At 67.8% G+C, this 13,616-nt stretch carries 11 protein-coding genes; 6 read left to right on the top strand and 5 right to left on the bottom strand.

Going from position 1 to position 13,616, the window contains the following annotated elements:
- Positions 1 to 48: 48 nt before the first annotated feature.
- From IT779_RS23480 to IT779_RS23470, 3 genes are read right to left on the bottom strand one after another with little or no spacing between them, the layout of a single operon-like run.
- Positions 49 to 1,053 (bottom strand): LacI family DNA-binding transcriptional regulator, encoded by a 1,005-nt coding sequence (locus IT779_RS23480; protein ID WP_196151557.1) that lies wholly within the window; start codon positions 1,051 to 1,053, stop codon positions 49 to 51.
- A complete protein-coding gene (locus tag IT779_RS23475) occupies positions 1,031 to 2,422 on the bottom strand; it encodes an amidohydrolase family protein (protein ID WP_196151556.1) in 1,392 nt (463 codons plus the stop codon). Before IT779_RS23475 ends, IT779_RS23480 begins: the two co-directional genes overlap by 23 nt.
- 8 nt (positions 2,423 to 2,430) lie before the next feature.
- Positions 2,431 to 3,531 carry an NAD(P)/FAD-dependent oxidoreductase gene (locus IT779_RS23470; protein ID WP_196151555.1) on the bottom strand — a complete coding sequence of 367 codons (1,101 nt, stop codon included), beginning with the start codon at positions 3,529 to 3,531 and terminating at the stop codon, positions 2,431 to 2,433.
- 696 nt (positions 3,532 to 4,227) lie between these two features.
- Between IT779_RS23470 and IT779_RS23465 the strand changes: the two genes are divergently transcribed.
- The 5 genes from IT779_RS23465 (at position 4,228) to IT779_RS23445 (ending at position 10,536) form a co-directional block, all read left to right on the top strand.
- Positions 4,228 to 5,376 (top strand): alkane 1-monooxygenase, encoded by a 1,149-nt coding sequence (locus tag IT779_RS23465; RefSeq protein ID WP_196151718.1) that lies wholly within the window; start codon positions 4,228 to 4,230, stop codon positions 5,374 to 5,376.
- 180 nt (positions 5,377 to 5,556) lie between these two features.
- A complete protein-coding gene (locus IT779_RS23460; RefSeq protein ID WP_196151554.1) occupies positions 5,557 to 6,597 on the top strand; it encodes an NAD(P)H-dependent amine dehydrogenase family protein in 1,041 nt (346 codons plus the stop codon).
- Between the two features lie 87 nt (positions 6,598 to 6,684).
- Positions 6,685 to 7,938, top strand: coding sequence for a YVTN family beta-propeller repeat protein (locus tag IT779_RS23455; protein ID WP_332838937.1), 1,254 nt, complete (start codon positions 6,685 to 6,687; stop codon positions 7,936 to 7,938).
- A 262-nt stretch (positions 7,939 to 8,200) separates the two neighbouring features.
- On the top strand, positions 8,201 to 9,301 hold the full coding sequence (locus IT779_RS23450) for an acyl-CoA dehydrogenase family protein (RefSeq protein ID WP_232542026.1): 1,101 nt from the start codon (positions 8,201 to 8,203) through the stop codon (positions 9,299 to 9,301).
- A complete protein-coding gene (locus IT779_RS23445; RefSeq protein ID WP_196151552.1) occupies positions 9,298 to 10,536 on the top strand; it encodes an acyl-CoA dehydrogenase family protein in 1,239 nt (412 codons plus the stop codon). Before IT779_RS23450 ends, IT779_RS23445 begins: the two co-directional genes overlap by 4 nt.
- Positions 10,537 to 10,596: 60 nt before the next feature.
- Here the strand turns inward: IT779_RS23445 and IT779_RS23440 are convergent, their stop codons facing one another.
- Positions 10,597 to 11,094 carry a hypothetical protein gene (locus IT779_RS23440; protein ID WP_232542025.1) on the bottom strand — a complete coding sequence of 166 codons (498 nt, stop codon included), beginning with the start codon at positions 11,092 to 11,094 and terminating at the stop codon, positions 10,597 to 10,599.
- 305 nt (positions 11,095 to 11,399) lie between these two features.
- Here IT779_RS23440 and IT779_RS23435 point away from each other — a divergent pair, with 305 nt between their 5' ends.
- Positions 11,400 to 12,710 (top strand): hypothetical protein, encoded by a 1,311-nt coding sequence (locus IT779_RS23435; RefSeq protein ID WP_196151551.1) that lies wholly within the window; start codon positions 11,400 to 11,402, stop codon positions 12,708 to 12,710.
- 24 nt (positions 12,711 to 12,734) lie between these two features.
- Here the strand turns inward: IT779_RS23435 and IT779_RS23430 are convergent, their stop codons facing one another.
- Positions 12,735 to 13,562: an AraC family transcriptional regulator gene (locus IT779_RS23430; RefSeq protein WP_196151550.1), complete on the bottom strand. Its 828-nt coding sequence runs from the start codon at positions 13,560 to 13,562 to the stop codon at positions 12,735 to 12,737.
- Positions 13,563 to 13,616: the final 54 nt, after the last annotated feature.

Genomic DNA, 13,616 nt, shown 5'->3' with positions numbered 1-13,616 from the left:
GGGCGAAACCACCTCGGATCACGACACGCCCCCCACTCACGACCCCACCTACAGCGCGGCATCACCGGTCGAGCGCTCACCGCAGGAGGCGCGCGCGACGAGTTCCGGTTCGAAGATCGTGCGCACCGACCGATCAGGGTTCTCGATGATGAGTTCTGCTGCCCGCCTTCCCATTTCGTAGGGCGGCTGCGCGATCACGGTAATGCCGAGGGTTGGCGCCCACGGGAAGTCGTCCATCGCCAGGAGTCCGATGTCCGCGGGTATGTCGATGTCGCGAACCGTGAGCGCCGTGTGGGCGGCGACGGTGAGGCGGCCGGTCAGGCACACGAGCAGGTCGACGGCGTGGACACGCTCGAGCAATGTCGCGACCGCGCCGTCGACGTCGGCGGGAACGGCGGCCGAGGCCACGGCGTGCTCGGGTAGCGCCGCACCGGCCTCGGCGAGCCCCCCGCGCAGTCCTTCGATGCGTGCGAGCTGGGACGGACGGGCGCCCGATGCGAGCACCGCGACCGACCGCCGCCCGCACGACACCGCGTGCGCGGCCATCAGGCGGCCCGCGGCGAGATCGTCGAGGGCGACGGTGTGCAGGCGGGGCGGCGGGGCGGGGATCGATCGCGCCATGACGACGCAGGGAGTACCGCGTTCGGCCATGCGGCGGGTCCGGTCGTCGGTGGCGGCGCCGGTGGTGACGACCAGCCCGCGCACGCGCTGCTCGTCCATCATCCGCACCTGGGCGATCTCGCGGTCGACGCGGCGAAAAGCGTTGGCGAACATGACCAGAGCGTTGTCGGCGGCGGCGATCTCGTCGATGCCGCGCATCATGTCGAGGTAGAACGGGGAGGCGAGGTCCCGCACCACGACGCCGATGGTGGTGGAGCGGCCCGCGAAGATGCTCTTGGTGAGCGCGTTCGGCGTGTACTCGAGCCGGTTGGCCGCCTCCCACACGCGCCCAGCCGTTGCCTCTTTGACATTGCCGCCGTTGAGCACCCGCGACACCGTGGCCACCGAGACGCCCGCGGCGGCCGCCACATCACCGATCGTCGTACGCTTCAACGACTTCCGCCCTTTCCACAGCCGTCACCCGCCGACCCCCGCTGACCACGATCGCACCGCCGATGAGCACCGTGTCGACCTGCGAGAGCCGCGCCGGGTCCGTGACCACGATATCGGCCACCGCACCGGGTGTGACGCGACCGCGGCGCGGTGCGAGTCCGGGGACGGCGTCCGCGACATTGGCCGTGGCCATCGCGATCGCCTCGGGCAGCCGCACGACACCGGCTTCGGTGGCGCGTTCGACGGCGAGCAGGATCGGATCGTGATGCCCGCCCGCGTAATCGGTGGAGATCGTGTCGATGAGGCCGTCGCGCAGCATCGCGTAGAGCAGTTCGGGTCCGGTGGTGAGCCGCCGCGCGCCGAAGGTGTCGAAGGTCGACACGTCCACGGTCGCGCCGAGTTCCTTGAGGCGTTCGGCGTGGCGCAGCGCTTCGCGCGGGTCGAAGCTCGCGTGGTTGGAATGGCCCGCGATGAGCCGAACATCGGTTGCGGCGATGGCGGCGACCTGCGACATCGACGCGGCCGCGTTGTGCACGAGTACCGGCACGTCGGCGCGGCGCGCGTAGTCGGCGGCCTCGGTCAAGCCGTCGAGCGCGATATCGAAGGCGGGCAACACTATTTCCGAGACGAGAGCACGCGCCTGCGTGACGGACAGATGCTCGGCGAGCCCCGCGCCGACGAGGGCTTCCTCGACCGCGTCCCGGTCGAACGAGGAGCTCGAGATGTGGCGGCCGAGCACCGCGATCTTGATTGCGTCGGCTTGGCGGGGCGTGATCGTCTTTCCGGTGCGGCGCGACACTTCCGCCGGGATGTACAGGTAGCTCGCTCCGCCGCCGCCGAGGGTGTGGCCCGCGCCGATCTCCCCCAGCGCGACGGCGCCCGCGGCGAGCGCCCGGTGCGCGGTGAAGGCGCGAATCTCCTCGGTGAGACCGGCGCCGTCCGCGATCGACGCCGCTCGCAGGCACGCGGGCGTGTTGCAGGAGGCGAGCCGCACGCGCATCGGATGGTCGTCGGCGGTGCGCGCGGCGGCCTCGGCGGTGACGAAGCCGTCGACGCACAGCACGGTGGTCGTGCCTTCGAGCAGGTGCCGGTCGAGGTTCGCGCGCACCCGCTCGGATGGGAGTCCTTCGTGCGCGCTGGGGAACAGCGGTCCGTACGCGGTGCCATGGGTGTGGTTGTTGATCAGACCCGGAATCACGAGAAGTCCTCGGGCGTCGAGAATCTCGTCCACGGTGCCGTATGCCGGTCGCGGTGCGCTCGGCAGGATCGAGCGGACGGTGTCGCCTTCGATCACGATGTCGACCATCGGTCGCGGCGGCGCTCCCGTGCCGTCGACGAGATCGCCGCCACGTAACACTGTCGTTCGCATGACGTCACTCAGAACCGCTCGAAACGGAAGTCGGCCAGTTCTTCGTCGCGGTCGACGCCGAGCGCCTCGGCCGCGACCAGCGCGCCCGCGACCAGCGCGAGGGTCGCACCGCTGTGCGAGACCGCGAAGTGGAAGTTCGGCACCGCGCGCGCCCGTCCGAGCACCGGCAGGCCGTCACCGGGGATGGGCCGCACGCCGACGCGCACGCTCTCGACACTCGCCGCGGCGATACCGGGGTACAGCGCGGCCGCGGCGGCGATCAGTTCCTCCGCCGCGTGCCCGTCCACGGTGAACTCACCTTCGCCCGCGAGCCGCGCCGCGTGATCGAGATCGTGGGTGTGCAGCAACAGGCGGCCGCCGCCGTCGGGACGTAGGTGCACGCGCGGGGCGTGGATCACCCGCGACACGGAAACCGGTACGGGCGTGGTGTAGACGAGGACGCCGGGCGTATTGCGCATGGGCAGTTCGAGTCCCGCGAATCCGGCGATGTCGGCCGCCCTCGGCCCGGCACAGTTCACCACGGCGTCGGCGCGCAGCAGCCGACCCGAGGCCAGGCGCACGGCGCGCACCAGGCCGTCCGACATGTCGAAACCTGTTACGGCGTCGTGCCATACGCGGTGGGCGCCCGCCACCGAAAGCAGGTGCCCGATCAGCCGGACGGGTTCGAGCCACCCTTCGGCCGGGAAGTACGCGATATCCCCGTCGGGCAGTGCGGCCGAACGTATTTCGGGCTCCAGCCGCAGTACGTGCGCGCGGGTGAGCCACTGGGCTTCGTACCCGGTCTCGCGCACCGCCTCCACTTTTCGGCGCAGCGCCGCCCGTTCGACTTCGCCGTCCGCCCATTCCAGATTTCCGCCGCCGTGGTACCAGTCGGCTCCGGTGATCCGCGCGGCCAATCGCCGGTGCGCGGCCATGCCCGCCACATTGAGATCGTGGTACGCGCGCGGCTGCTTGCCGCAGGAGTTGATCCAGGAGAACGTCGCGCGCGAGGTGCCCGAGGCGGGTGCGCCGGAGTCCACGATCGTGACTCCGGCGCCGCGCCTCGACAGCTCGGCGGCCACCGCGGCGCCGTAGACACCCGCACCGATGACGACAACTTGTGAGACCATGAGATTCCTTGTCCGAGAACAGCTTCGACCGACAGGGCGGGACATCGACGGCGCACCCGCCACCGACGCGGCGATACTCGCGCGACCACAGGCGCCATCGAAGCGGCGTACGGCCGGATGTCGTCCACACCCCTCGACATGGACGATCCGAAAAGTCAGCCAATTCTCCTGATCAGCAATAGAATTCAGCCTGATCCGTACACTCCCCCCACAAATGTAACTAGTTACATCAGGCTCGTCAACGCCTTGGTCGATACCGCACGGCAGTCCGCGGCCACGCGACCGGACACGAGCGTCACCACCGAGGGCCACTCCAGCCGAGTGGCGAACTCCGGTCGACCCGCGACCTCCCGAACCGGGGAAACAACCGGCGATCCCGCCCCACCGCGCCTTCCACACACCGGAGAACTGGTTGGACCACCGGATACTTCGACGGCCCACCGCCGCCACTTTCCGTTGACAGCATTTCGACCCACAGGTACGGTTTTTCTCAGCAGGGGTTGCGTCACTTGTCACAGTGGCGGCCGGAATGACATCGTTTCCATACGTCACCGCTTCCACTCCATATTTCTCACGATATTCGGAATACACCCGCACCCGAGCAAGGCGGTGCGAGACAGTGGACCGAAGCGGCGAGATATACCCGTCTAAGGAGCTGAATCCGAAATATCCGCGGGGGAGGCTCGAATGCGATGGATGGCTGGCATGGTCTTCGACAACTCGGCAGCGCGCGATCCGAAACGCTATCTCTGGATTCTGGGACTGATCGCCCCCGGATGCGCACTTCTACCCTCGATTCTCGTGCAGCACACCGGTCTCCAGCTGTTCTGGTGGATCGGCCCGATCATCATATTCCTGGTGATCCCGCTGCTCGACGTCGCGATCGGCGAGGACGGCAGCCGTCCGCGCGAGGAGGACTACGCGGCGCTGACCGAGGACCGCTACTACCGGTGGTGCACCTACCTGGCCTTGCCGCTGCAGATCACCGGCCTCTTCATCGCCGGATACCTGTGGGCCGATCCCGGGCTCGACCTCGTCGACAAGATCGGGCTCGCCACCACGCTCGGCGTGGTGTCCGGGGTCGGCATCAACGCCGCGCACGAACTCGGCCACCGCGCCGAACACCTCGAACGGCGACTGGCGAAAATCGCGTTGGCGCAATCCGCCTACGGGCATTTCTTCGTCGAACACAATCGCGGCCACCACGCCCGCGTCGCCACCCCGGCCGACCCGGCCAGCGCGAGGTTCGGCGAATCGCTGTGGCAATTCATTCCGCGCAGCGCCATCGGCGGTGTGCGATCGGCCGTGCGACTCGAGGGAGAACGCCTCTCCCGAAGAGGAAAATCCTGGTTCAGCCCGAACAACCATATTCTGCAGGCATGGGCGATAACCCTCGCGTTGTTCGGCGCGATGGTCGTCCTCTTCGGCTGGATCGTGCTGCCTTTCCTGGCCCTACAGGCATTGATCGGAATAACACTGCTCGAGTCCGTCAACTATATCGAGCACTACGGCCTGCTGCGTTCCCGCCGACCCGACGGCGGTTTCGCGCGCTGCTCGCCGCGGGACAGCTGGAACAGCGATCATCTGGTCACCAATGTCTTCCTGTTCCATCTGCAACGCCACAGCGACCACCACGCCAACCCGGGACGCCGCTACCAGACCTTGCGCAGCAGCGAGCAGGCGCCGCAACTCCCGGCGGGTTACGCCACCATGATCCTGCTCGCGGCCGTGCCACCACTGTGGCGGGCGGTGATGGACCGCCGTGTCCTCGCGCACTACGGCGGCGACCGCACCTTGATCAACACCAGACCCGGAAACGGACGACAGATCAGCCCCGCGCGTTGAGGCGGCGAAGCGTCGAGCCGAAACGAGAATATGATTCCCGATCTCGACTATCATCCTCGTCGTTGACGAGAATCATATTCTGACGGCAGTCGCCCGCGAACCGGATACTCGTCGGCGCCACCCGAAGACGGCCGCTCGACACGCACGTGGCTCGGCCGAATCCCGCGTCGGAGGAAGCCTGTGACCACACTGCGAGTCATCCAATGGACCACGGGGAAGGTCGGCAAGCTCAGCCTGCGCGGCATACTCGACGACCCGCGCCTCGAACTGGCGGGCGTCTACGCCTATTCCGCCGACAAGGCGGGCGTCGACGCCGGAGCGCTGTGCGGCCGACCGGACACCGGAATACTCGCCACCACCGATATCGACGCGCTGCTCGCGCTGGACGCCGACGTCGTGCTCTACACGCCGTTCATGGCCGATCTCGACCACGCGGTGCGCTTGCTCGACAGCGGCCTCGACGTGATCAGCACCAACCTGTTTCTCAACCTCGGCGGCATCCAGGGCGAGACCAGGGAGAAACTGGCCGCGGCCTGCGCGCGCGGCGACAGTTCGCTGTTCATCACCGGCATCAATCCGGGTTGGATCAACTCCATGGTCACGGCGATGACCGCGGTGTGCAGGCACGTCGAGACCGTGTCGATCCACGAATCCGCCGACGTGTCGGTCTACGAGTCCGCCGAGACCTGGCAGGCGCTCGGATTCTCCTACCCCGAAGCGACGCCCGAGAAGATCGAGATGTCGAAACTCTGGCTGAGCACCTTCCGCGACTCCAACGAGCGCATGGCCGCCGCCCTGGGATACCGGCTCGACGACATCGAATTCTTCATCGAGCACGCCACCGCGTCGACCGAGGTCGACCTCGGTTGGCTGCGCATCGAGAAGGACACCATCGCCGCCATCCGCGCGGGCTGGAACGGCAAGGTGGCGGGCAAGACCGTCGTGCAGTCCAATGTCGCCTGGTATCTCACCAAGCAGCTCAACGAGGACTGGCAGTTCGACGACGACCACTACCACGTCGTGATCGAGGGCGAACCCGAAGTGCGGACCCGCATTCGTTTCGTCCCGCCCGACACCTGGGGCAACCACGAGTGGGACACGATGACCGCCATGCCCGCGGTCAATGCCGCGCTCGAGGTCGTCGCCGCGCCCGCCGGTATCTCGACGCTCAAGGATGTGGGCCTCGTCTGCGCGCCCGCGGGAGTCTGGCTCGACCACTGACCGCACCGACATGGACTTCACATAACGTTTGCGGTGGCGTTGCGAACAGTGGGTGCAGCGGAGTCCGTTGCCGCATAGTCTATCCGCGTGCCTGTGACGCCCGCGCCGAAGGACGAGACCGATCCGCACCGGAAGCCACGGCTGGGTGCACTACTCGCGGCCATCGCCCTCGCCGCGGGACCGCTGACGATCACCGGTTGCGGAGCCGCCGACACCGCCGACGCACCGCCGCTCACGACGACGGCGGCGCCGCCGACCGTGATGGCGGCCGAACCCGTACCGCCACATGTGGCGACGCTGTTGCCGGGAATGCCGCCGCCCCTGTCGCCGACCGACGTGTACGCCGCGAACCGCACGCTGAGTCCGGCGGTGGCCGACCACCGGCCGTTGGTCTATGTGCCCAACAGCCGGTCGAATTCGGTGACGGTGATCGATCAGGCCACCTTCGCGGTGGTCGACACCTTCTCGGCGGGCGGGCTCGAACCGCAGCACGTCGTGCCGTCCTACGACATGCAGACGCTCTACGTCACCAACGATCTGCCGATCGGCGGCGGCAGCCTGCTGCCGATCGACCCGCGCACCGGCGCGCCGGGCGCGCCATTCCCGGTGCGCGACCCCTACAACATGTACTACACGCCGGACGGCCGGTTCGCCCTCGTGGTGGCGGAGGCGGACAAGTCGCTCGACTTCTACGATCCGAGATCCTGGGAGAAACTGCATTCGATGCCGGTCCCGGACTGCGCGGGCGTCGACCACATGGATTTCACCGCCGACGGCCGATTCGCCTTGGCCAGTTGCGAATTCATGGGCAGGATGCTGGTTTTCGATGTCGCGCAACGCACCGTGCTCAAGCTGATCGACCTGCCGGGCGGCCGCTCCGGCATGCCGCAGGATGTGAAGCTCTCCCCCGACGGGCACACGTTCTTCATCGCCGACATGATGGCCGACGGCATCTACACCGTCGACGCGGCGAGTTTCGAATACACCGGCCACATTCCGACCGGCAAGGGCACGCACGGGCTCTACATCACCCGCGATTCCAAGCAGATGCTGGTCACCAATCGCGACGAGGGCAGCATCTCGGTGTGGGACTTCGCGGAGCAGCGGATCGTGCACAAGTGGCAGATTCCCGGCGGCGGCAGCCCCGATATGGGCAATATCTCCGCCGACGGCCGGGTGTTCTGGGTTTCGGGGCGCTACCACGGCGAGGTGTACGCGATCGATATCGTCAACTGGAACCTGTTGGCCCGCATTCCGGTCGGCGGCAGCGGACCGCACGGGCTCACGGTCTGGCCCCAGCCCGGCCGGTACTCCACCGGTCACACGGGCGTGATGCGCTGAGGTCGCGGGTCGGTGTGGATCGCACCGACCGAACCCCAGATGGTAGATGCATCAACTATCGCTACAGTAGTAGTTTACTGTATATGCACTCCGTAGCGGTCGCGAAGGTGAACCCCCAGCTCACAACGCCCGTCGAGGACGCGTGTCGGATTTCGTCGAAGCCTTGCAGAAAGTACCTACCACAAGGTATTCGATATAGGAGGCCGGTCGCCGAGCCGCGACCGACCACCGACAGAAACGAGTGCGAACGATGCTCCTGGACATGACCTCCGACCAGGAGTTCTTTCGATCGACCACCGCCAAGTTCCTCGCCACCCACATGCCCGTGACCATGCTGCGGCAGCTGCGCGAGCACCCGACCGGATTCGACCCCGACTATTGGCGCCGCGGCGCCGAACTCGGCTGGACCGCGCTGCTCGCCGACCCCGACGGCCACGGGATAAGCGGCCGCCCGCTCGTCGACCTCACCCTCATCGCCAACGAATTCGGCACGCACTCCGCACCAGGCCCGCTGGCCGCCGTCAACGTCGTCGTGCGCGCACTGCACGACACCGGCGCGCACCCGGAGGTGCTGGACGAACTGACCTCGGGAGCGGCGATCGCGACCTGGTGCCGCGCCCCGTCCGGTCCCGACGGCGAACTCCGCATCCGCTCCGACGGCGGCGATCTGGTGATCGACGGCGCCTGCCGACCCGTGGAGTCCGCGAGCGCGGCCCGCTACCTGCTGGTCGCGGGCCGGACCGACAACGGCCCGACCCAGGTGCTCGTGCCCGCCGCGGCGCCCGGCGTTTCCATCACCCCGCTGCGCTCGATCGACCTGGTCCGCCGCTTCGACACCGTGGTCTTCGACAATGTCCGGGTGCACGCGAGCGCGGCGGTCGGCGACATCGACGGCGCGGGCGAGCAACTCGAGAGCCAGCTGCACACGGCGCTGATCCTGCAATCCGCCGAAACCGTCGCCGCCATGCAGGTCGGATTCGACATGACCGCCCGATGGGCCGACGACCGCTACAGTTTCGGTCGTCCGCTGGCCTCCTACCAGGCGCTGAAACACCGGTTCGCCGACATGAAGATGTGGCTGGAAGCCTCGCACGCGATCGCCGACGCCGCGGCCGCCGCCGTCGAGGATCGCCGTCCCGACGCGGGCGTGCTCGCGCGGGCGGCCGCGGCCTACACCGGCGAATACGGTGTCGAACTGCTCCAGGACTGTGTGCAGCTGCACGGCGGCATCGGACTCACCTTCGAACACGATCTGCACCTGTTCCTGCGCCGGGCGACCGTCAACCGGATGCTGCACGCCACACCGGCCCAGCATCATCGCGCGATCACCGAACACCTACTGAGCGAGAGGGTTTCCGCATGAGCGCCGAGACCGTCGAGGACTTCCGGCTGCGGGCCCGCCGATGGATCCGCGCCGAACTGGGCGCCTTCCGCCCCGAGACCGCGTCCGGGCTGCGCAGCGTCGCCCGCGAGGCCGAGTTGGCCGCGGTCGCCTACGACCGTGAACTGCAACGCAAGTTCTACGACGCGGGATTCGCCGGACTCGCCATCCCCACCCGCTACGGCGGCCGCGGCCTCACCGGCGACCATCAACGCGCGTTCAACGAGGAACTGGCGGGCTACGAATATCCGACCCGATTCCAGGTGCCGACGCTGTCTCCGTGCGCCGCGGTGCTGCTCGACTTCGGCACCGAGGAACAGAAGCTGCGCCACATCCCGGCGATCCTGCGCGGCGAGGAGATCTGGATGCAGTTCCTCTCCGAGCCGGGCGGCGGCTCGGATGTGGCGGGCGCGGTCACCACCGCGGTCCGCGACGGGGACGACTGGATACTCAACGGCGCCAAGATCTGGACCACCGGCGCGTGGTGGTCGGACTGGGCGCTGTGCCTGGCGCGCACCGACTGGGATGTGCCGAAACACCGCGGGCTCACGGTGTTCATCCTGCCCATCCACCAACCCGGCGTGCAGGTGCACCAGATCGAAATGCTCAACGGCGCCAAGGATTTCTGTCAGGAATTCCTCACCGACGTCCGGGTTCCCGACACCGACCGGGTCGGCGAGGTCAACGACGGATGGACCGTCGGCAGGCGCTGGATGTTCCACGAACGGATGCTCGCCGACTCCCCCTACGTGACCTGGTCCGACCGGCCGGGGCTGACCGACGCTCCCCTGCTCGACGTCGCGTGCCGGGCGGGCGTTCTGGACGAGCCGGGCACCCGCGAACTCGTCGGCGAATCGCAGATGCTCGACCTGGTCGAAACGGCGCTCGCGGGCCGCCTCGCCACCGGCATCTCCTCCGGGGCGATCTCGGATCAGTCCGCCGCGCTCGGACGGCTCTTCCGCGGCCTCGCGGGCGTGCGGCAATCGACCATCCGGGCCGAGGTCGCGGCGGGTGCGGCCATCGCCTGGTCCGAGGACGACGTGCACGCGGGCGCGGCGGAGACGTTCCTGATGCGGCAGACCGCGTGCATCGGCGGCGGCACCACGGAGATGGCTCGCAACGTGATCAGCGAAAGACTGCTCGGGATGCCACGCGAACCCTCGCCGGACAGCACCCTGCCCTTCCGCGATGTGCCGCGCGGACCCGCGCGCGGCTGAGCGTCGAAACAGGGCTGAGCGTCGAAACAGTCTGCGGCGCCGGAGGATTCGGCGCCGCGACTACTTCCCTTCGCGGGCCATCTCGCGCAGGGTGGCGAAACGTGCTTCCAGATACTGGAATTCGGCCTCGTCGACCACGGTGCGCTGGATGCCCGCATCGACCAGGAACGCGCCCTGGCGGTGGTCGTCGATCACCTCGACCGCGATCGCGACGGCGACGTAATCCTCCGCCTCGGGCATCGGATCCGCGATCACCTCGGCGCGACCGCGCGCCGAGAGCGCGACGTTGCCGCCGCCGAGAATGACCAGCGCCACCTCGGCGCTGTCGCGCAACCGCGCGAGCGAACCGCGATTGTTGCGCAGACTCAACAGGATTCGCTTGTCACCGGCGCGAACCGGCCAGGACACGGGGATCGCGTGCAGTGCCGGATCGGCGGTCACGAGCACCGCGATGGTGTCGCGCGGCCATTCCGGCAGTACTCGCAATTCCGGATGCCCGGCGGGCTCGGTCGGCACGACGGTCGAATCCTGCTGACGTTCCCGAGCTTCAGCCACCATAACCCCTGCTACCTCACGCTCACCCCGACACGGATCAACTCCCCTGGGCCAACAGTATAGGCCCCGCCTCCGACAGGTTGCCCGATCGCCGCGATCCGGACATCGACCAGGGTTTGCCTAACCTCATGAGACCGGTACGACTCCCGAACCGGCGAAGGATCCCACGGGCTTTCGACGCACCGAAGGCCGTGGCGAGTAGACCGGCGCCGGATTGAGGTAGTCGAGTACTCAGGAAATTTCCAGCTATCGGAGGGATAGTTCCCCGTGCCCGCACAGTAGCGCAAACGTCGAGGAAGAGGTGTGCCATGCCGACGGATACAAAACCTATCGACTATTTCGTCACCGACACCGGAGCGCGCGTGCCACGCTACGCGTTGCAGTTCGACGCCGACGGCATATCGACGAGCCCACTCACCCAGCGCGCTCTGATCGATGCCGTCGGTGCGGGCGAATTCACCGACGTCATCGCCTTCTGCCACGGCTGGAACAACGATTGGGACGCGGCCAACGAGACGTATCTGCGATTCCTCTCGGTATTCCACAAGATGATGCACGACGGCGGCTACCGATTCGATCGGGAATACCGGCCCGCTCTCGTCGGGCTCTACTGGCCGTCGGCGGCGCTGGAGTTCTCGTGGGAGCACGGCCCCGATATCGCCGCCGCCGACGAGCGCGCGAACACGCCGGACACCACGCTCGAGTTCGCGCCGCTCGTCGCCGAGGGCGATCGCGCCGAGTTCTACCGTCTGACCGAGCCCGCCAGGATCGACGAGACCGAGGGACGCCGCTTGATCGACATGCTCGTCGACGTCTGCGCGACCGGCGACGCCGACCTGCCCGCCGATACCGCCCGCGACGCCGACGACATCCTCGCGGCATGGGCGATGATCGAAGCGGAGCTCGCGCCGCGCGTCTCCCCCGGCGATCCCGGCGGTTCGGCGAACGGCGGCGGGCCGTCTCCCGAGGCCGCCGGATTCCTGTCGGCGCTCGATCCGCGCAAACTGCTGCGGATGTTCACGGTGTATCAAATGAAGGATCGGGCGGGCACGGTCGGCACGGTCGGCGTCGGCCCGATGCTGCGCGAAATGCTCGAGAAGTCGAACAGCGACACCCGTTTCCACGTGATCGGGCATTCCTACGGCGCGCGGGTATTCCTCAACGCGGTGTCGCGGCCCGCGGGCGCCCCGCTGCCCCGTCCCGTGGATTCCATGCTGTTGTTGCAGCCCGCCGTGAACTATCTCTGCTTCTCCGCCGACCATCCCGAAGGCGGATATCGCGGGGCCGGGGAATTCGTGCGGCAACCGATCGTGACGACTTTCAGCCTGGAGGACCGCGCGTTGCGTTGTTTCTTCCACCTCGCATTGCGCCGCGGAAAAGACCTCGGTGATATCGGCGTCGCGGGAGCGGACGCGCCCAGTGACTATGCCGCACTCGGCGGCTACGGGCCGGGCGGGCGAGTGCGGGTCACTTGGGCCGACATCAAAGATCCCGGCGATCTGTATCCGCACGTGGACACGGAGGTGTTGTCCGTCAACGGTTCTCGCACCATTCACGGGCACAGCGAGATCTTCGACCCGTCCACGGCGTGGGCGCTGTTCACTCTGATGAACGGGTAGCCCGCGGTTTCTCGGGCCGAGGGATCAGAGATGGGACTCCGCGCTGCGGCGGTAGGAGGACGGTGACTGGCCGCTGAATTCGGTGAAGGCCCGGGAGAAGGAGCCCGCGTTGTCGAAGCCGACGGCGCGCGCGGTCTCCTGAACGGTCTGTCTCGGGGAGGCGAGCAGAGCCATCGCGCGCAGCATGCGCACGTTCAGCAGGTAGGTGCGCCACGAGTAGCCGACGTGGTCGTCGAACAGGCGGCGCAGGGTGCGTTCGGAGACCGCCACCGCGCGGGCGACCTCGGCGATGGTGACCTCGACGAGGTGCTGTTTGGTGTAGGCCATGGCCGCGCCGACCACGGGATGGTCGGAGACGGGGAGGTTGAGGTAGGTCTCGTCGGTCTCGATGGCGTCGAGGACCAGTTCGCCGAGGGTGGTGAAGTATCTGTCGGCCATCGGTTCGGTGCCGAGGCGGTAGATCGGCCAGCGCTGGGCGTGGATGATCATCTCGCGGATCACCGCGGACACGTCGAGCACCGCGGCGCGGTCGCCATCGGCGTGCACCAGGGACGGGTCGAACATCACCGAGATGGCGCGCACGTTGGCGCTCATGACGGTCTGGTGGGCGAGTCCGGCGGGGATCCAGACCGCGCGGTGCGGCGGCGAGAGGTAGTGGGCGGTGGCGGTCTCCACCTCAACGACGCCGCCCGCCGCGTACTGGATCTGGTGCAGGTCGTGGCGGTGCCATCCGGTGACGAGGTGTCCTTCCTCGTACACGTAGCTGCCCGCCGTGACCGCGGCGCTGCGACGCAGATACTCGACTTTGGCCGATTCTGCGTCATGTGTGGCCGATAGCGTGGAGTCGGTCATATCGGAACAGCGTACAACTGAGGGCAGACATTTGTAGCCGAGCGTATCCAGGAA

Origin of the sequence: Nocardia bovistercoris (assembly GCF_015674855.1) — a bacterium.
Taxonomy (GTDB): domain Bacteria; phylum Actinomycetota; class Actinomycetes; order Mycobacteriales; family Mycobacteriaceae; genus Nocardia; species Nocardia bovistercoris.
Note: the sequence above shows the minus strand (reverse complement) of the source record. Positions and strands in the feature narration are given on the sequence as shown.